This is a genomic window from Streptomyces sp. I05A-00742 (assembly GCF_013055795.1).
GTDB lineage: Bacteria > Actinomycetota > Actinomycetes > Streptomycetales > Streptomycetaceae > Streptomyces.
On sequence record NZ_JABETO010000009.1, the window covers coordinates 1 to 16,955 of the forward strand.

At 74.0% G+C, this 16,955-nt stretch carries 16 protein-coding genes and 1 pseudogene; 7 read left to right on the forward strand and 10 right to left on the reverse strand.

All coding sequences use genetic code 11. The features are described 5' to 3' along the window. On the forward strand, positions 1-725 hold a 725-nt coding region (locus HN013_RS11145; RefSeq protein ID WP_283247545.1), incomplete at its 5' end, for an SbcC/MukB-like Walker B domain-containing protein. On the opposite strand, the gene HN013_RS11150 is transcribed toward HN013_RS11145, so the two are convergent. Next, entirely contained in the window at positions 670-1,161 is a 492-nt protein-coding gene (locus HN013_RS11150) for an Lrp/AsnC family transcriptional regulator (RefSeq protein ID WP_171165758.1), read from the reverse strand. The two genes, HN013_RS11145 and HN013_RS11150, sit on opposite strands and share 56 nt — an antisense overlap. A gap of 234 nt (positions 1,162-1,395) precedes the next feature. On the opposite strand from HN013_RS11150, the gene HN013_RS11155 reads away from it, so the two are divergent. Continuing rightward, positions 1,396-1,872, forward strand: coding sequence for a rhodanese-like domain-containing protein (locus tag HN013_RS11155; protein WP_171166073.1), 477 nt, complete (start codon positions 1,396-1,398; stop codon positions 1,870-1,872). 51 nt (positions 1,873-1,923) lie between these two features. Here the strand turns inward: HN013_RS11155 and HN013_RS11160 are convergent. From HN013_RS11160 to HN013_RS11170, 3 genes and pseudogenes are all read right to left on the reverse strand, one after another. Then, positions 1,924-2,766: pseudogene (locus HN013_RS11160) on the reverse strand (ATP-grasp domain-containing protein); the annotation flags it as partial. A gap of 15 nt (positions 2,767-2,781) precedes the next feature. Beyond that, a complete protein-coding gene (locus HN013_RS11165; RefSeq protein ID WP_171165760.1) occupies positions 2,782-4,467 on the reverse strand; it encodes a DUF885 domain-containing protein in 1,686 nt (561 codons plus the stop codon). Positions 4,468-4,513: 46 nt separating this feature from the next. Then, entirely contained in the window at positions 4,514-5,884 is a 1,371-nt protein-coding gene (locus HN013_RS11170; RefSeq protein ID WP_171165762.1) for a GNAT family N-acetyltransferase, read from the reverse strand. Positions 5,885-6,080: 196 nt separating this feature from the next. Here HN013_RS11170 and HN013_RS11175 point away from each other — a divergent pair, with 196 nt between their 5' ends. Beyond that, positions 6,081-6,698 (forward strand): flavin reductase family protein, encoded by a 618-nt coding sequence (locus tag HN013_RS11175; protein ID WP_171165764.1) that lies wholly within the window; start codon positions 6,081-6,083, stop codon positions 6,696-6,698. Between the two features lie 21 nt (positions 6,699-6,719). Here HN013_RS11175 and HN013_RS11180 read toward each other — a convergent pair whose 3' ends face one another. Continuing rightward, the gene (locus HN013_RS11180) at positions 6,720-8,096 is read right to left on the reverse strand and encodes an NAD(P)/FAD-dependent oxidoreductase (RefSeq protein WP_171165767.1); all 1,377 of its coding nucleotides are present in this window, start codon (positions 8,094-8,096) and stop codon (positions 6,720-6,722) included. Between the two features lie 132 nt (positions 8,097-8,228). Between HN013_RS11180 and HN013_RS11185 the strand changes: the two genes are divergently transcribed. Both HN013_RS11185 and HN013_RS11190 read left to right on the forward strand, forming a co-directional pair. After that, positions 8,229-8,774, forward strand: a complete 546-nt coding sequence (locus HN013_RS11185; RefSeq protein ID WP_171165769.1) for an AAA family ATPase — start codon at positions 8,229-8,231, stop codon at positions 8,772-8,774. Between the two features lie 128 nt (positions 8,775-8,902). Then, complete coding sequence (locus tag HN013_RS11190; protein ID WP_212764231.1) at positions 8,903-9,439, forward strand: hypothetical protein; 537 nt, start codon at positions 8,903-8,905, stop codon at positions 9,437-9,439. 47 nt (positions 9,440-9,486) lie between these two features. On the opposite strand, the gene HN013_RS11195 is transcribed toward HN013_RS11190, so the two are convergent. Together HN013_RS11195 and HN013_RS11200 are read right to left on the reverse strand one after the other, a co-directional pair. Beyond that, entirely contained in the window at positions 9,487-10,890 is a 1,404-nt protein-coding gene (locus tag HN013_RS11195; protein WP_171165771.1) for a hypothetical protein, read from the reverse strand. A gap of 93 nt (positions 10,891-10,983) precedes the next feature. Then, positions 10,984-11,823, reverse strand: coding sequence for an alpha/beta fold hydrolase (locus HN013_RS11200; RefSeq protein ID WP_171165773.1), 840 nt, complete (start codon positions 11,821-11,823; stop codon positions 10,984-10,986). Positions 11,824-12,191: 368 nt separating this feature from the next. Between HN013_RS11200 and HN013_RS11205 the strand changes: the two genes are divergently transcribed. Next, complete coding sequence (locus tag HN013_RS11205; RefSeq protein ID WP_171165775.1) at positions 12,192-12,932, forward strand: GntR family transcriptional regulator; 741 nt, start codon at positions 12,192-12,194, stop codon at positions 12,930-12,932. An 18-nt stretch (positions 12,933-12,950) separates the two neighbouring features. Here HN013_RS11205 and HN013_RS11210 read toward each other — a convergent pair whose 3' ends face one another. After that, complete coding sequence (locus HN013_RS11210; protein ID WP_171165777.1) at positions 12,951-14,114, reverse strand: ROK family protein; 1,164 nt, start codon at positions 14,112-14,114, stop codon at positions 12,951-12,953. 217 nt (positions 14,115-14,331) lie between these two features. Here HN013_RS11210 and HN013_RS11215 point away from each other — a divergent pair, with 217 nt between their 5' ends. Next, positions 14,332-14,871, forward strand: coding sequence for an EF-hand domain-containing protein (locus HN013_RS11215; RefSeq protein WP_171165779.1), 540 nt, complete (start codon positions 14,332-14,334; stop codon positions 14,869-14,871). Positions 14,872-14,893: 22 nt separating this feature from the next. On the opposite strand, the gene mug is transcribed toward HN013_RS11215, so the two are convergent. Together mug and purB are read right to left on the reverse strand one after the other, a co-directional pair. Further along, positions 14,894-15,433 carry a G/U mismatch-specific DNA glycosylase gene (mug, locus tag HN013_RS11220; RefSeq protein ID WP_171165781.1) on the reverse strand — a complete coding sequence of 180 codons (540 nt, stop codon included), beginning with the start codon at positions 15,431-15,433 and terminating at the stop codon, positions 14,894-14,896. A gap of 26 nt (positions 15,434-15,459) precedes the next feature. Continuing rightward, the gene (gene purB, locus HN013_RS11225; protein WP_171166078.1) at positions 15,460-16,893 is read right to left on the reverse strand and encodes an adenylosuccinate lyase; all 1,434 of its coding nucleotides are present in this window, start codon (positions 16,891-16,893) and stop codon (positions 15,460-15,462) included. Positions 16,894-16,955 lie beyond the last annotated feature (62 nt).

A 16,955-nucleotide genomic window follows, 5' to 3' on the forward strand; every position in this document is an offset into this window, starting at 1 on the left:
CCGACCCGGAGGCGGCCGACGCCGCGGCGGACGCGGCGGTCCGCAGGCTGCGGGCCGCGTCGGCCCGCGACGCCGACGCCCGGCAGCGCCGCGACGCCCTCGCCCGGCTCTCCGCCGAGGCCGCGGCCGACGCGCTCCGGCTCGCCCCGCTGCGCGAGGAGTACCACCGGGTGGCGGACCTCGCCGCCCTCGCCGCGGGCACCTCCGCCCACAACGAGCGGAAGATGCGCCTGGAGTCGTACGTCCTCGCCGCCCGGCTGGAGCAGGTCGCCGCCGCCGCGACCGTCCGCCTGCGGCGTATGTCCGGCGGCCGCTACACCCTCGTCCACTCCGACGCCCGGGGTACCGGACGCGGCCGTTCCGGCCTGGGGCTGCACGTCATCGATGCCTGGACCGGCAGCGAACGCGACACCGCGACGCTCTCCGGCGGAGAGACCTTCTTCGCCTCCCTCGCCCTCGCCCTCGGCCTCGCGGACGTCGTCACCGAGGAGGCCGGCGGCACCCGCCTGGACACCCTCTTCATCGACGAGGGTTTCGGCAGCCTGGACGAGCAGACCCTCGACGAGGTCCTCGACGTCCTGGACTCCCTGCGCGAACGCGACCGCACCGTCGGCATCGTCAGCCACGTCGCCGACCTGCGGCAGCGCATCCCCGCGCAGCTCCGGGTCGTCAAGGAGCGGTCGGGCTCGGCCGTCCGGCACCGGACGGCGGCTCCGACGGGCTGAACGCCCGGCGGCTCAGCGGCGACGAGTACACGACGCTCGTGGTGACGGAGCCCAGCGCCCCGATCCGGCCCGCCACCTCCTCCAGGTGGCGCATCGACCGCGCGGCGACCTTGATGACGAAGCAGTCGTCACCGGTGACGTGGTGCGCCTCCAGGATCTCCGGCGTCGAGTCCACCAGGTCGTGGAAGGGCTTGTAGTTGCCGTTCGGATAGCGCAGCCGGACGAAGGCGAGCACGCTCAGGCCCAGCCGCTCGGGCCGTACCACCGCCGTGTACCCGTCGATCACCCCCGCCTCCTCCAGCCGCCGGACGCGCTCGGTCACCGCGCTGGAGGACATGTTCACGATCCGCGCCAACTCCGCGTACCCGACGCGGCCGTTGCTCTGCAGGGCGTCGAGTATGCGCCAGTCCGTGGCGTCGGGGGAATGATCGGTCATGAGCGGTGTCTAGCAGGTGGATCGCCGGTTGTTCAAGGGTCTTTGCCGGGGATCACACGCTTCGCTCCAGGCCGGATGCCCGAAATGTCACGCCTGTGGCCGCCCCTCGCTCCGCCCCGCCGGTCGTTCCGGGGAAAGGGCGGCCGTAGGGTGCTCATACCGGCGATTCACCGGTAGGGCGGCGTGACCCCCGTGGATCACGGGTTCGCACAGGCTTTTGGGCGCCGTAGATTCATGGTCATGACAGCGACTCCTTCCTCCGTCCTCGCCACCCCGCCGGCCGAACCCGCCGATGCCGCCGCCTACTTCGCCGCCCGCCTCGCCTTCCACACGGACGTCGCCGACGTCCACGCCGCGCTGGCCGCCGGGGCCGCCGACTTCACGGTCGTCGACTCGCGGACGACGCCCGGCTGGGACCAGGGGCACGTACCGGGCGCCGTCCACCTGCCCACGGCCCGGATCCCCCGGTCGGCCGCGGAACTCCTCGACCCGGCCCGGCCGGTCGTCGTCCACTGCTGGGGCCCCGGGTGCGACGGCGCGACCCGGGCGGCGCTGGCGCTCGCGCGCCTCGGGTACCGGGTGAAGGAGATGCTCGGCGGGATCGAGTACTGGATCCGCGAGGGGTACGAGGTGGAGACGTGGGAGGGGAAGCGGCGGCTTCCGCCGGACCCGCTGACCGCGCCCGAGGACGGCGGGGCCTGCGGTTGCTGAACAGCGGCAACGCCGGTCAGGGGGACGGAGTTCAGGCCCCGGCGAGCCCCCGAGCAGCGCCGCCGGATCCGCGCTCCGCGGCAGGCCGCTCACCTGGCCGTCCCCCACCTCCACCACCCGCCACACACCGTCCTCCCGGAGCGCCATGTCCGTGGTGACGAACCGGCAGCCCAGCGCGGCGACACACGGCGCCACCGCGTCGAGCACCGGTGCGGGGAGCCGGTCCGGGGTGTCCGGGTGCGCGGTCACCAGGACCGGACGGCCGTCCACCCACCACACCCGCGCCTCGCCCGCCGCCGTGAAGCGCTCGAAGGAGCGCAGCACCACACCGCCTGCCAGGAATGCGCCCTGGAGCTCCACGAACCGGCCGGCCACCGCCGCCAGCCGGTCCGTGTCCGCGAGGTCGGGCACGTAACATGCCTCGTCCCATTCGTGCTTGCGGGACTTCACATAGTCCTTGACGACCGCGGGGCCGACGCCGAGCCGGGCGGCCCCCGCCGCCAGCCGCGCCGCACCGGGAACCTGCCCCGGCTCGGCGGGGAACCAGACGCTCCGCGGGGTGACGTCGGCGAACGCCCCGTACCAGCCGGGCAGTTCATGGGCCCGCCGGTAGTCCCCGGCCGGGGTCAGCAGCGTCACACCGCGCCCGGCGAGGACGCCCGCCAGCTCCGCGTAGCGGCCGGCGGGCACCATCCAGCCCCGGTACCACGCCGTTCCCGCGTCCCGGGGCACGCCGGCGACCGCCCCCGCCGTGTCCCCGGCGAGGAGCGCGTCGTGGTCGATCCGGGCGACCCGCAGGCCCTGTTCACCGGCGGCCCGCGCCTCGGCGGCGAAGTGCGGGTCCGTGCGGCGGGGGGAGAGCGGGTCGCGGCAGAAGAGGATCACAGGTCCCATCCGGGGACCCTGACCTCACAGTGCCGACAGCTCCGCCACCAGGTCGTCCAGGCCCAGCGACCCCTGGGAGAGCGCCGCCATGTGCCACGCCTTGGCGTCGAACGCGTCGCCGTGGGCCTTGCGCGCCGCCTCGCGGCCGGTCAGCCAGGCGCGTTCGCCGAGCTTGTAGCCGATCGCCTGGCCCGGCATGCCCAGGTAGCGGACCAGCTCGCTCTCCACGAAGTCCGCCGGACGGCTGCTGTGCAGACCGAAGAACTCCTGGGCCAGCTCCGGCGTCCAGCGCTCCCCGGGGTGGTAGGGGGAGTCCGCGGGGATCACCAGCTCCAGGTGCATGCCGATGTCGACGATCACGCGGGCGGCCCGCATCATCTGGGCGTCCAGGTAGCCCAGCCGCCGCTCGGCGTCGGTCAGGTAGCCCAGTTCGTCCATGAGCCGCTCGGCGTACAGCGCCCAGCCCTCGCAGTTGGCGCTGACCTGGCCCAGGGTGGCCTGGTAGCGGGAGAGCCGGTCGGCCACGTGCACCCACTGGGCGAGCTGGAGGTGGTGGCCGGGCACGCCCTCGTGGTACCAGGTGGACACCAGGTCGTACACCGGGAAGCGGGTCAGGCCCATGGTCGGCAGCCAGGTGCGGCCCGGGCGGGAGAAGTCCTCCGACGGCGCCGTGTAGTACGGGGCCGCCGCGCCGCCGGGCGGGGCGATCCGGGACTCGACGCGCTTGACCCGCTCGGCCAGCTCGAAGTGGGTGCCGTCCAGCGCCTCGACGGCCTCGTCCATCAGATCCTGCAGCCACTTCCTGACCTCGTCCACGCCCTCGATGTGCGTGCCGTGCTCGTCGAGGTGGGCCAGCGCCTCCCAGGGCGTCCGGGCGTCCGGGAGGATCTTCTCGGCCTCGGTCCGCATCTCCGCCAGCAGGCGGTGGAACTCGGACCAGCCGTAGGCGTAGGCCTCCTCCAGGTCGAGGTCCGTGCCGTTCCAGTAGCGCGCCCAGCGGGCGTACCGCTCGCGGCCCACCACATCCGGGGCGCCCTCGACGCCGGGGGCGTAGACGTCGCGCAGCCAGTCGCGGACGTCGGTCAGGCCGCCGGTCGCCACCGCCGCCGCGGCGTCGAGCTCCGCCCGCAGCTCCTCGGGACCGGCGGCCGTGAAGTCGGCGAACCACCCTCCGTCGGTGCCGATCCACTCCGCGAGCTGCTCCAGCACGGTGGCCACCTGCCGCGGTCCGCCCGGCATCCCGCGCTTCAGCCCCTCCGCGAGCGAGGCCCGCCAGCCGTCCAGCGCCGCGGGCACGGCCCGCAGCCGCTCGGCGACCGCGGACCAGTCGTCCGCGGTCTCCACCGGCATGAGGGTGAAGACCTCGCGCACCGAGTGCAGCGGCGAGTGGAGGTTGCTGATCGCCCGCAGCGGCTCGCCCGCGTCGTGCACCGCGAGTTCGGCGGTCAGCCGCTCGCGCAGCAGCCGCCCGCACCGCCGCTCGGCGTCGCTGTCCGCGCCGGGCAGCTTCTCCGCCTCCGCCAGCCGCTCCAGCGTCGTACGGGCCAGACCGGCCAGGGCCTCCTGGCCCTCGGGCGAGAAGTCGGGCAGCCGGCGGGCGCTGGAGGCCACGCCGAGGTAGGTACCGGTGATCGGGTCGAGCTCGATGTAGGCGTCGACGTAGGCGTCGGCGACCTGGCGGGGCAGCTGGGTGCTGGTGGTGTTCGGCATGGGAGCATCCTCGTACGCCGGGGGCCTCCGCGTCACGGCGGTTTTGTCAGACGCCCGGGGTGGTGCGGGAGGCGAGGCCGGGCGCGCGGGGCACGGGAGCCCGGTCGAGCCGGGCCGTGACCACGAGCGTCCCCTCCTCGACCTGGTAGTCCAGCGGCAGGCCCAGCCCGCGCATCGCCGCCACCATGCCGGTGTTGGACGCCTGCGTGACCGCGTACACGCTCTCGCAGCCCGCCCCGGCCGCCATCGCCACCAGCCGGCCCAGCAGCTCACCGCCGATGCCGCGCCGCTGCCACGCGTCCTCGACGAGCAGCGCCACCTCCGTCTCCTCGCCGTCCCACAGCAGATGCCCGAGGGCGACGAGCCGGCCGGACGACGTGTACGCGCCCAGGGTCCGCCCGAACCGCGGGCCGAGCAGGTGGCCCAGATAGCGGTCGGCGGCCGCGACGTCCCGCACGGGGCCGTGGTAGCGCAGGGCGAGCGTCGCCGGGGAGCAGCGCTCGTGCATCGCCCGGGCCGCCGCGAGGTCGCCAGGACCGGCCCGCCGGACGGTCACCTCGTCCCCGGCGGGCAGCGTCAGCACGTCGCTGCGCTCCGGGACCCGCGGCCCCAGCCGTGCCTCCAGCTCGACGAGCGCGCGGGCGCGGGCGAACTCCGCCGGGGTGAACGGCAGGTACGGCCGTTCGACGGTGATGGTGCCGCCCGACGGGTCGCGCAGCCGCAGCACGGTCTCCTGCCACTCGCCCTCCGTCGGCACCGCCGGGGCGTCCGCCGTACCGGCCGGCACCGAGCGGATCGTGCACCGGCCGAGCAACTGCCGGAGCGCGAGCGGCAGTTCCGCGGTGTCCAGCGCGGTGCGGGTCGCCAGGCGCAGCACCCGGGTCGGGGCGTCCACCAGGTCGTGGGCGTCCGCCCGCTCCAGCCACGTCCCGCTGCCGCCGCCCTCGACGGCGGCCCGGACGAGCTCGTCGGAGGCGGTCGCGGCCGGGGCGCGCAGCAGCAGCTCGTCCACCGTCCCCTCGGCCAGCGGATGCGTCTGGAGGGCGAGGATGTCGACGCCCCGCCCCGCCAGGGCCAGGCAGAGGGCCGCCAGGCTGCCCGGCTCGTCCCGGACGGTCGTGCGCATGCGCCACAGCGCGGTGTCGTCGCCCCCGGGCGACGCGGCCGGGGCGACGGGGACGGGGGACGCGGCGCGGCGCCGCCGCCGGTGCCACCAGGTGTGGAACGCCGCCGTGGCCAGCAGCGCGGCGGCCGACCCGACCAGCAGGACCGGCCCGTCGGGGCCGTGCGCCACGGTGTCGGCCACGCAGTCCGCGGCGGCCACCGCGGTGAACAGGGCGGCCACTTCCGCCAGGTCGCGCCGCCAGTGGTGCGGGCGGCCGGGGCCGCTGCCGGGACTCGCGTCGGTGTCGGTCATGCCGTCCACAGTGCCGAACCGGTGTTGCGTGATCACGAACGCCTTGTGTCCGACGGGTAAAAGACGCGTCTGGTGAATTAAGGACGCTTTTGCTCCACTTGCCCCTCAAAAAGGTGTTCGAGAGGTTTGTCAACAGCGATCCGGGGAACAGGACCTGGCCGCCACCGCATGCGTCCCGGGCAGGGATACTGGCGGTATGCGCGTCGACTACGACATCGAGACCACCGACCCGGCCTCCGTCTACCGGCTCCTGACGGCGGTGGTGGTGCCCCGGCCGATCGCCTGGGTGTCCACGGTGTCCGCGAACGGCGAGGTGGCCAACCTCGCCCCGCACTCCTTCTTCACCATCGCCTGTGTGGAGCCGCCGATCGTGCAGTTCACCTCGGTCGGCCGCAAGGACACGCTCCGCAATGTCGAGGCGACCCGGGAGTTCGTCGTCAACCTGGCTCCGGAGGGGTCCTTCGGGCAGATCAACGACACGGCCACCGACTTCCCGCCCGGCATCGGCGAGTTCGAGGCCGTCGGCGTGGCCCCGGAGCCCAGCCTCCGGGTGAAGGCCCCCCGGGTCGCGGACTCGCCGGTCGCCCTCGAATGCGAGCTGCACAGCACCCTGTGCCTCGGCAACTCCACCGTCGTCCTCGGCCGGGTCGTGCACGCCGCGATCAGCGAGTCCGTCCTGGTCGACGGGCACCCGGAGATCACCCGTATGCGCCCGCTCTCCCGGCTCGGCAAGAACGAGTGGGGCACGCTCGGCGACGTGCGCGACCTCGCGCGCGTCCGGTACGCCGACCGGACGGCGCGCGAGGAGGGCTGAGGCACCCGGAGCCTCGCGCCCCTACCCGTCCGTCCGCAGCGCGCGCAGCGCGTCCTCGATGCCCCGGTGGAACGTCGGGTACGCGTAGATCATGTGCCGCAGTGTGTCGACCGGCACCTGCGCCTGGACCGCCACCGCCAGCCCGTACAGCATCTCGCCGCCCGCAGGACCGGCCGTCGTGGCCCCGACGAGGACACCGCGGTCCGCGTCCGCCACGAGCTTGACCAGCCCCTGGTTGCCGGCCTTGTGGATCCAGCCGCGTGCCGAGGACGGCAGTTGCGCGAGGCCGGTCCGCACCCGCAGGCCCCGGTCGCGGGCCTGCCGTTCGGTCAGCCCGACGGCGCCGATCTCGGGGTCGGTGAAGGTGACGCGGGGCAGCGCCCGGTAGTCGGCCTCGGGGCCGGGTTCCCCCAGCAGGTCCCGGGCGACGATCTCGCCCTCGTACATGGCCACATGGGTGAACGCGCCGTGCCCCGTCACGTCCCCCGCCGCCCACAGGTTGTCCCCGGCCCGCATCCGGCCGTCCGTCCGCAGCGACCGTGCCGTCGGGTCGAGGCCGACGGTGTCCAGGCCGAGGTCCGACAGGTCCGCCCGGCGGCCGGTCGCCACCAGCAGCCGTTCGCCCGTCAGTTCCTCGCCGTCCTCCAGGGTCAGCGTGAACTCCTCGCCGTCGTGCCGGGCCGCGGTCACCCGCGCGCCCGTCCGCACGGTCAGGCCCTCGGCCTCCAGCACCTCGGCGAGCAGCCCCGCGGACTCCGGCTCGTCCGCCGGGACGAGGGAGTCCATCGCCTCCACCACGGTGACGCGGGTCCCGAAACGGGCGTACACCTGGGCGAGTTCGACACCGATCGAGCCGCCGCCCAGCACCAGCAGCGACCGCGGCGGCTCCTTGGCGGCGACGGCATCCCGGTTGGTCCAGTACGGCACGCCGTCCAGCCCGGGAACCGGCGGGATCTGCGGTGTGGTGCCGGTGGCGATCACCACACCGCGCGCGGCCTCGAAGACACCGCCCCGCGGCCCGTCCACCTCCACCCGCCCGGGCCCGGCGAGCCGCCCCCGGCCGCGCGCCAGCCTGCCGCCCTTGTCCGTGAACCGGTCGGCGGCGACCTGGTCGTTCCAGTCGTCGGTGGCCTCGTCGCGGATCCGCGAGGCGACCGGCGCCCAGTCGGGGACCACTTGGGCCGTGCCCGCCATGCCGGGGATCCGGCGGCCCTCGGCCAGCAGGTTGCCGGCCCGGATCATCATCTTGCTGGGCACACAGCCCCAGTACGGGCACTCGCCGCCGACGAGCTCCGCCTCCACCCCCACCACCCGCAGCCCCGCGTCCGCCAGCCGGCCCGCGATGTGCTCACCGCCCGGGCCCATGCCGATGACGACGACGTCCACCTGCTCGGCCATGACACCGCACCCCACTTCCGTCGAGTCCGTCGAGGTCCGTCCACCCTGCCAGCCGCGGGGGTGCCCGTCACGGGCGACGCGCCCCGGGGGTACGGTCGGACGGACTGTGATCGGCAGGGGAGGCGGGGGCGGATGGATTCCGGACGTTTCGTCGTGGTGACCGGAGGGCCGGGCGCCGGCAAGAGCACACTGATCGACGCCCTGGAGAACGTGGGCTTCGACCGCTCCCGGGAGGCTGGGCGGGGCGTCATCCAGGACCAGGTCGCCATCGGAGGCCGGGGCCTGCCCTGGACGGACCCCGGCCTCTTCGCGGAACTGATGCTCTGCTGGGAACTGCGCTCGTACCACGACGCGGCGGCCCGCCCCGGCACCGTCCTCTTCGACCGGGGCGTCCCCGACATCGTGGGCTACCTCCGCCTGGAGGGCCGCCCCGTGCCCGGCCACATGGTCACCGCCGCGCACCGCCACCGGTACCACCACCGCGTCTTCGTCGCGCCACCCTGGCCCGAGATTTACGAGCGCGACACGGAACGGAAGCAGTCCTACGAGGAGGCGGTCCGCACTCACGAGGCGATGGTGACCGCGTACGCGGAGTTCGGCTACGAGACGGTCGAACTGCCCCGGACGACGGTGGGGGAGCGGGCACGGTTCGTGACCCGCGCCCTGGGACGGCTCTGACGCCCGGCTGTTCCGCGGGGAGCGGGCGGGGTGGTGTCCGGTTCTCCCCTTGGAGGTTCTGTGAAGGGCGTGGAGAATTCCCGACCGTACCGCCATGCGTCTCATGTCACGGCAGTGAAGGAGAAGTCATGCGCTCGGTGAAGACGGTCCTTGCCCTCGGAGCGGCGGCCCTGGCCGCGGCCGGGGCACTGGCGGGCCCCGCGACGGCCGCCCCGCCCGCCCCCGCCTCCAACGGCAAGGCCATGACCTGGACCCTGCTCGCCGACGGCCCCGGCGGCACGGTCCAGGTGGGCGGCGGCCCCCTGAGCAACCCGTACCAGGGCGACACCGCCACGACCTCCGCGCTCCCGCTCCTGTGCCTCAAGGTCGACGGCCGTCCCGTCCCCGCCGGCATCACCCCCGGCTTCTACGCGGGCTGGGCCCGCGGCACCGTCGCGGCCACAGGACCGATCCGCGGCACCCGCCTGACCAGCCGCGCGGTCGCCGACGGCGTCTGCGCGAACAACTTCGGGGCCGGCTGGCGCATGGCCGAGTTCCACGACGGGAGATACGGAACCAACTTGGAGAACTCCGGCGGCTGGAGCTACTGGGCCGCCGGGGACGTACCCGCCGGCACCCGCTTCTGGACGGCGATCAACGACCAGCCGGCCAATCCCTGGAACTGACCCGGTGAGATCCGGGGCGCGGGACCCGGCCCCGCGCCCCGCCCGGTTCAGGCGCGCGGGAAGACGAACACGCCCCGCTCCACGGAGACCGCGCCGTGCCCGTCGGTGCTGAAGACCGGGACCTGGTTGTTGTCGAGCGTCTTCGCCAGGACCTTCTTGGTCTTCACGTCGACGGCGATCGGGTCCGAGTACGGCCCTGGGCCGACGTCGGTGTAGCCGTAGACGACGCCGTCGCCGGAGGTCAGGATCGCGAAGGTCTTCTCGTCCTTCGCCTGGGACCAGAGCCGCCGGCCGCTGTTGAGGTCCCAGGCGGTGGCCAGCCACGGCTGTCCCATCCCCGACTGGCCCGCTGTGACGACGGTGCCGGTGGACGTGTCGTGGGTGACCAGGAAGGTGGGGTTGGTGACGGGGTCGCCGAAGTCCCGCATGGAGCCGGGGGCGTCCGCCTCGACGACCGGGCCGGTGGTCAGCAGGCGGCCGGACTTGAGGTCGTTCACCGACATGACCCAGGGCTCGAAGGAGGAGCGATCCTCGCCCTTGGTCTGCCAGGCCAGGACGATCCGGTCGCCGACGACCGTCACCGGGACGACGTTGACGTCGTGGGACTTGTTCTCCGGGATGGCCTGGTCCGGGCGGCCGGCCTCGCTGGACGTCCACGCCTTCTTGCCGGTCGCCAGGTCGGTGACCACCAGGCGCTTCATGTGGTTGAAGGTGCCGCGCTCCACCTCCTCGTAGGAGAAGGCGTGGTCGCCCCCGAACGTCCGCTGCCGCTGGGCGAAGTGGAAGAGGTCCTTGGACGGCGCGGCTCCCTGGAGGGCACGGGGCTCACCGGGCGCGTCGAGCTTGTTCGTCGCGCCGCTTCCGATCCGTCCGACGGTGTCGCCCTTGACGGCCCAGCCGTCCGAGACCGGGGCGCCGGTGACGGGGGTGCTGCCGAGCTTCTTGCCCTGCCCGTCGTAGATCTCGGCGACCGTGGTGCTCTTGTCCGAGGTCATCCCGTCGGAGGCGGTCTTCGAGGTGGTGTCCACGCGGAGGGCCGGGGCGCCGTGCCAGGTGTCCGCCGAGACCCGGGCGTCGGGCACCTTGACGGTCCGGCGGACGGCGCCGTTCTTCGCGTCCCGGAATGTGATGGTCTTGGCGCCCTCCCGCTGCGACGGGGACTCGTCGTCCTTGCCCCGCGCCCCGGCGTTGTCGGTCACCACGGCGAAGGCGTCGCCGACGGCGAACACCGACGCGCCGCCCGGCGCCGGCGGAACGGTCCACGCCGGCTTCGCCGCCAGGCCCGGTATCGCCGCCCCCTGCCAGGCGATCTGCTCGGACTTCTCCGCCTTCTTCTTCGTCTGCTCGTCGTCCTTGCCGGAACCGGAATCGGAGCCGCAGGCCGTGAGGCCGGCGATCAGCGTCACGGCCACGGCGGCCGGGACGAGGACGGTGCGCGCGGTGGAAGCCACTGCGAATCCCCCAAGTTCGTGCTGTGCTGGTCCGGAGATCCTATGACGCAACGGAAAGGGCTTCCCGTCCGGCTCCCGCCCCGGCCCGCCGCGTCAGCGCGCGGTGTCCAGCACGACGCGTGCCACGAGCGCCGGGTCGTCGCTCATCGGCACATGACCGCAGTCCGGCAGCCGCACCAGCCGGGCGCCGGGGATCACCTGCCGGGCGCGGATCCCCTGGCGGCGCAGCAGCACCCGGTCGCGGGTGCCCCAGGCGATGGTGACCGGCAGGTCCGGGACCTCGTGTGTGAACAGGACCGTACGTCCCGCGGCGAGGGTGGCCTCGAAGCCCACGGCGTCCCGCAGCGCGCTCGCCTCGGCGATCACGGCGTCGACCGGACGGCGGCCGGGGTGCGCGTACACCAGGCTGACGAGCGCCGCCCGCCCGGCCGAGGTGGCGGCCAGCCGGGCGAGGCGCTCGGGCGGCAGCCGCCGGGCGCCGTTGCGCAGCCCGCCGAGCACGCCGAAGGCGTAGCGGCGCTCGGACTCCGTCCAGAACCCGGCGGGGGAGAGGGCCGTGACGGTCCGTACGAGCTTCTCGTGCCCGAGTTGCAGGGCGATCAGGCCGCCCAGGGAGTTGCCGGCGACGTGCGGCCGGTCCAGGCCGAGGGTTTCGAAGAACGCGCGCAGGACCGCGGCCGTGCTCGGCAGGTCGTACGGCACGCCCGCGGGGAGGGCGGGGGAGCGGCCGAAGCCGGGCAGGTCCAGGGCGACGACGTCGTGTTCGGCCGCGAGGATGTCGAACACCGGGTCCCAGGCCTGGAGGTGGTGCCCGATGCCGTGCAGCAGGACGAGGGGGTCGCCCTCGCCGGCGCGCCGGTAGACCACCTCGGCTCCGCGCTGCCCGGAGGGGGTGTCGAGGGAGAACGTCGCGGTCTGCAAGGGTGCGCCCATGAGGTCGGCTCCTGCTGCTCCTCGGGAATCTTTTAGACAGGATGTCAGCAACGGTTACTCCGGGGTAGACCCGTGCATGCACCACCGTGCTGCCGGAACCGCCCCGGCGCCCCGGCCGGCCCGCGTGCGCCCCCCGCGCGCCGCTCACACCCCTTTCTTCCCGCCTTCGACGACTGTTCGTCACCGGACTTCCGTACGCGGCCGGGCGCGGCCCGCCGACGGTCACCGAGGGTGCCCAAAGGTCCGCACCAGCTCCGACGGGACATCGCATTGGTCTTGACCAAGTTCGCACACCGTCCTATGGTCACAGGCATACTGCAACAACCTTTAATAAAGAAGCGCGCGAAAAGCCTTTGCGGAGGATGAGGGTGGGGACGACGCAGCTGGAAACGGCGCCCGAGCCGAAGTACTGGCACCTGAAAACGGTGCTCAGCGACGCGCTCGACTCGGAGTTCGCGGTGGGGGAGATCCTGCCCAACGAGCGTGATCTGGCCGCCCGTTTCGGGGTCGCCCGCGCCACCCTCCGCCAGGCGCTCGAACAACTGGAGCTGGAAGGACGCCTCCAGCGCCGCCGCGGCGTCGGCACCACCGTCGCCCCGCCGCGCGTGGGCGTCGCCGCCGACGCAGAGCACGCCTGGCCCGGCACCACCGCCGACGACTGGCAGCCGGTGGGCAGCGCCGAGGCCGTCCCGCCCGCGGCCGTCGCCCTGCTCCTGGGCACCGGCCGCGACGAGGTGGTGCACACCGTCCGCCGCACCCGCAGCAGCAACGGCCAGCCCGTCGCCGCGGAACTGCTCTACGTCCCCGCCGCCGGCGTCCCCGGACTCGACCTCCCCGAGACGGCCTCCGGGCCGGCCCGCGCCCTCGCCGTCCTGGGCGCGCTCCAGGAGCTCCGGCTGGAGGGCCACGACCGCGCCGTCGAGCTCGGCTCGGCCCGCGCCGAGGACGCCAAGCAGCTCGACCGGCTGCCGGGCGCGCCCGTCCTCGTGGTCACCACCCGCTACTTCGCGGACGGCCGCACCGCCGCCGTGTCCGTCGCCACCTACCGGGCCGACACCTGCCGGCTCACCTTCGGCGAGGGGGACCCGGTCGGCCTGCTGGCGAGCTGACGCCCGCCGGCTCCCGGATCAGCGCGCGGTGGCCGTCCGCTCGACCGCGAAGAGCTCGCCCTCGACATGGTCGAGCGCCAGCCGCAGCGCGCCCGTCGCCACCGCCGAGTCGCCCAGCAGCGACAGCGCCACCCGCGGCGGACGGAGGCAGTAGCGCGCCAGCTCGGTGCGCAGCGGGTCCAGGACCCCGCCGACCCCCGCGGCCCAGCCGCCCACCACCACCAGCTCCGGGTCGAGCGCCAGCACCAGCGCCGCCACGTCGTGCACCAGCCGGCGCAGATAGCGCTCCACCGCGGCCCGCGCCCGCTCGTCACCATCCCTGGCCAGCGCGAACACCCGGACCACCTGGGCCTCGTCCAGCGGGTGCAGCGGCTCGTCCGTCGGCGAGAGCACCTCCTCCGGCGTCGCCTCGCGGCCCAGCAGGTGCAGCGCCCCGATCTCCCCGGCCGCGCCCCCGAACCCGCGGTGCAGCCGGCCGCCGATCAGCGAACCGGCGCCCGGACTGAGCCCCGCCAGCACGAAGACGACGTCGTCCACACCCCGCGCCGCGCCCTTCCAGTGCTCCGCCACGGCGGCCGCGTTCGCGTCGTTCTCCACCAGCACCGGACAGCGGAACGACCGGCGCAGCCGCTCCCCGAGCGGCAGACCCGTCCACTCCGGCAGCGCCGTCCCCAGCCGGACCGTCCCGTCCGCCTCCACAATGCCCGGACTGGCCACCCCCACCGCCCGCAGCGCACCGCGCGGCACACCCGAGCTCCGCAGCAGCTCGGCGACGGAGGTCCGTACCCGCTCCAGCCGCTCGTCGGCCGACGCCGTCTCCGTGACCTCCGCCGACGCGGACCCGGTCACCCGGCCGCTCAGGTCGGACAGCACCACGGCCACCCGGTGCGCCCCGATCTCGATGCCCAGCAGGTGCCCGGCCTCCACCCGGAACCGGAACCGCCGCGCGGGACGCCCCTGGCGCCGCGCCTCACCCTCCGCCGCGGCGGCCTCCGCCACCAGACCCGACTCGATCAGCCCCTCGACCACGCCCTCCACCGTCGGCCGGGACAGGCCCGTGGCCTTGACGAGGTCCGTGAACGTGGGGGACGCGGCGGGCGCGGCGGCCCGGAGGGCGTGCAGGACCACGGCCGAATTGATCCGACGCAGCAGGGACGGGTCCCCGCCGGTGAGCCGCCCCAACGTCGCCGCCTCCTGCCCTTCGTTCTTTTGCTCGCCCTTTGCCGCACCGGATCGTAGCCGGTGCGCCCGGGGGCGGCGAGGTCCGGTGCCGCCCGGCCGTGCTCCACCCGGGCACCTTTGACGGCGGTTCACGCGGCCGCGCCCCCGTCGGTCCGGGGCCGCGCCCCCACAGTGGAGGCAGGTCAGGACCCCGGCCCGCGAGAGGGAGGCACGCGACGTGAGTGATGTGCTGAGACAGAAGTACGAGCACCGGTTCCGTCAGCTCGACGTGGACGATGACGGGTTCATCAGCCAGGACGACGTCCGGGGCCGGGCCAGACAGCTGGCCGACGCCTTCGGCGTACCGGCGCACGACCCGCTGACCCGGAACGCCGAGGACGCCGCCGACGTCTACTGGAAGGGCATCGTCTCGCACACGCCCGACGGCGGGGTCCGCCGGGTGGACTGCCCGGCGTTCGTGGCCGCGCTGGACGCCGCGCGGGAGGACGGCACGCTGCGGTCGATGGTGAAACCGGCGGTCAGGGCACATCTGGCCGTCACCGACCAGGACGGCGACGGCACCGTGGACGCCGACGAGTTCACCGCGGCCCAGCAGGCGGTCGGCATCCCGCAGGACCAGGCGCTGGCCGCGTTCTCCCTGCTGGACGTGGACGGCGACGGCCGGCTGACGCTGGCCGAGTGGGAGAACGCCGTCTGGGAGTTCTACACCAGCACCGATCCCGAGGCCCCGGGCAACCGGGTCCTCGGCCACGGCTGAGGGATCCCGTCCGCCCGGCGGCTCACCGGCCGTCGGCCGCCGCCCGCAACCGCCCGTACTCCTCGGCCATCGTCGTGAGCGACCAGTGCGCGTTGAGACCGCTGGGATTGGGCAGGGCCCAGATCCTGGTGGTGCCTATGGTCCGGTCCTGCGGCCCTATCCGGGCCCGCTTGTCGCCGAACGCCGTCCGGTAGGCGGTGACCCCGGCGACTGCCAGCCAGCGGGGCCGCAGCCGCTCCACCTTCTCGACGAGCAGCCGGCCGCCCTCGCGGAACTCCTCGTCGCTCAGCTCGTCGGCCCGTGCCGTCGCCCTGGCCACCACGTTGGTGATGCCCAGGCCGTACTCGGGCAGCAGGTGCTGCTCCGACGGGTGCAGCCGGCGCGGCGTGAAGCCGGAGGTGTGCAGCACGGGCCAGAACCGGTTGCCCGGCCGGGCGAAGTGATGGCCGGTGGCGGCGGACATCAGCCCGGGGTTGATGCCGCAGAAGAGGACGTGGAGACCGTCCGCGACCACATCGGGGACGAGGCGGTCGCGGGCGGCTTCGAGCTCTTCGGGTGTCATGCGTCGGAGTTCTCAGGTTTCGTGTGTCAGAGGATGGAGCCCGGCGCGTACGCCGCGGCCTCCGGGCGGGCCTTGACGATCTCCTCGACGCGGGCGACCACGGACGCCACCTGATCGGCGGCGGCACCGGTGAACGACAGCTTGTCCGCCATCAGCGCGTCCAGCGCGGCCCGGTCCAGCGGGATCCGCTCGTCGGCGGCCAGCTTGTCCAGCAGCTCGTTCCGCTCGGCCCCCCGCTCGCGCATGGCCAGTGCGGAGGCCACCGCGTGCTCCTTGATCGCCTCGTGGGCGACCTCGCGGCCGACCCCCGCGCGCACCGCGCCCATCAGCACCTTGGTGGTGGCGAGGAACGGCAGATAACGGTCCAGCTCCCGGGCGACGACGGCGGGGAACGCGCCGAACTCGTCGAGGACGGTCAGGAACGTCTCCAGCAGGCCGTCGAGCGCGAAGAACGCGTCCGGCAGCGCGACGCGGCGCACCACCGAGCACGAGACGTCGCCCTCGTTCCACTGGTCGCCCGCCAGCTCACCGGTCATCGAGGCGTAGCCGCGCAGGATGACCATGAGGCCGTTGACGCGCTCGCAGGAGCGGGTGTTCATCTTGTGCGGCATCGCCGACGAGCCGACCTGGCCCGGCTTGAAGCCCTCGGTGACCAGCTCGTGCCCGGCCATCAGCCGGATGGTTTTGGCGAGCGAGGACGGCGCGGCGGCCAGCTGCACCAGCGCGGTGACCACGTCGTAGTCCAGTGACCGCGGGTAGACCTGCCCGACGGAGGTGAAGGCGTGCCCGAAGCCGAGGTGCCCCGCGATCCGCCGCTCCAGCTCCGCCAGCTTCCCGGCGTCGCCGCCGAGGAGGTCCAGCATGTCCTGGGCGGTGCCGACCGGGCCCTTGATCCCGCGCAGCGGGTAGCGGGCCAGCAGGTCCTCGACCCGGCCGAAGGCGACGAGGAGTTCGTCGGCGGTGGTGGCGAAGCGCTTGCCCAGCGTGGTGGCCTGGGCGGCGACGTTGTGCGAGCGGCCGGCCATGACGAGCTCGGCGTGGCCGGCGGCCAGCTTCCCGAGCCGGGCCAGGACCGCGACCGTGCGGTCGCGCATCAGCTCCAGGGAGAGCCGGACCTGCAGCTGCTCGACGTTCTCGGTGAGGTCGCGCGAGGTCATGCCCTTGTGCACGTGCTCGTGCCCGGCGAGGGCGTTGAACTCCTCGATGCGGGCCTTGACGTCGTGCCGGGTGACCTTCTCCCGCTCGGCGATCGAGGCGAGGTCGACCTGGTCGAGCACCCGCTCGTAGTCGGCGAGGGCGGCGTCCGGCACCTCGATCCCCAGGTCCTTCTGGGCGCGGAGCACGGCGAGCCACAGCTTCCGCTCCAGGGTCACCTTGTACTCGGGGGACCACAGGACGGCGAGCTCGGCGGAGGCGTAGCGGCCGGCGAGCACGTTCGGGATGCGGGGCTTAGAAGACACAGGAGCAGTCACGTGACGTAAGTCTACTGGCGGAACGCGCAGACCCATGCGGTGGTCCGGGT

What these genes read in the sequence shown, in the direction of transcription:
- HN013_RS11150 (WP_171165758.1), bottom strand. Translation starts at nt 1,161, where the DNA reads ATGACCGATCATTCCCCCGACGCCACGGACTGGCGCATACTCGACGCC.
- HN013_RS11155 (WP_171166073.1), top strand. Translation starts at nt 1,396, where the DNA reads ATGGTCATGACAGCGACTCCTTCCTCCGTCCTCGCCACCCCGCCGGCC.
- HN013_RS11165 (WP_171165760.1), bottom strand. Translation starts at nt 4,467, where the DNA reads ATGCCGAACACCACCAGCACCCAGCTGCCCCGCCAGGTCGCCGACGCC.
- HN013_RS11170 (WP_171165762.1), bottom strand. Translation starts at nt 5,884, where the DNA reads ATGACCGACACCGACGCGAGTCCCGGCAGCGGCCCCGGCCGCCCGCAC.
- HN013_RS11175 (WP_171165764.1), top strand. Translation starts at nt 6,081, where the DNA reads ATGCGCGTCGACTACGACATCGAGACCACCGACCCGGCCTCCGTCTAC.
- HN013_RS11180 (WP_171165767.1), bottom strand. Translation starts at nt 8,096, where the DNA reads ATGGCCGAGCAGGTGGACGTCGTCGTCATCGGCATGGGCCCGGGCGGT.
- HN013_RS11185 (WP_171165769.1), top strand. Translation starts at nt 8,229, where the DNA reads ATGGATTCCGGACGTTTCGTCGTGGTGACCGGAGGGCCGGGCGCCGGC.
- HN013_RS11190 (WP_212764231.1), top strand. Translation starts at nt 8,903, where the DNA reads ATGCGCTCGGTGAAGACGGTCCTTGCCCTCGGAGCGGCGGCCCTGGCC.
- HN013_RS11200 (WP_171165773.1), bottom strand. Translation starts at nt 11,823, where the DNA reads ATGGGCGCACCCTTGCAGACCGCGACGTTCTCCCTCGACACCCCCTCC.
- mug (WP_171165781.1), bottom strand. Translation starts at nt 15,433, where the DNA reads ATGACACCCGAAGAGCTCGAAGCCGCCCGCGACCGCCTCGTCCCCGAT.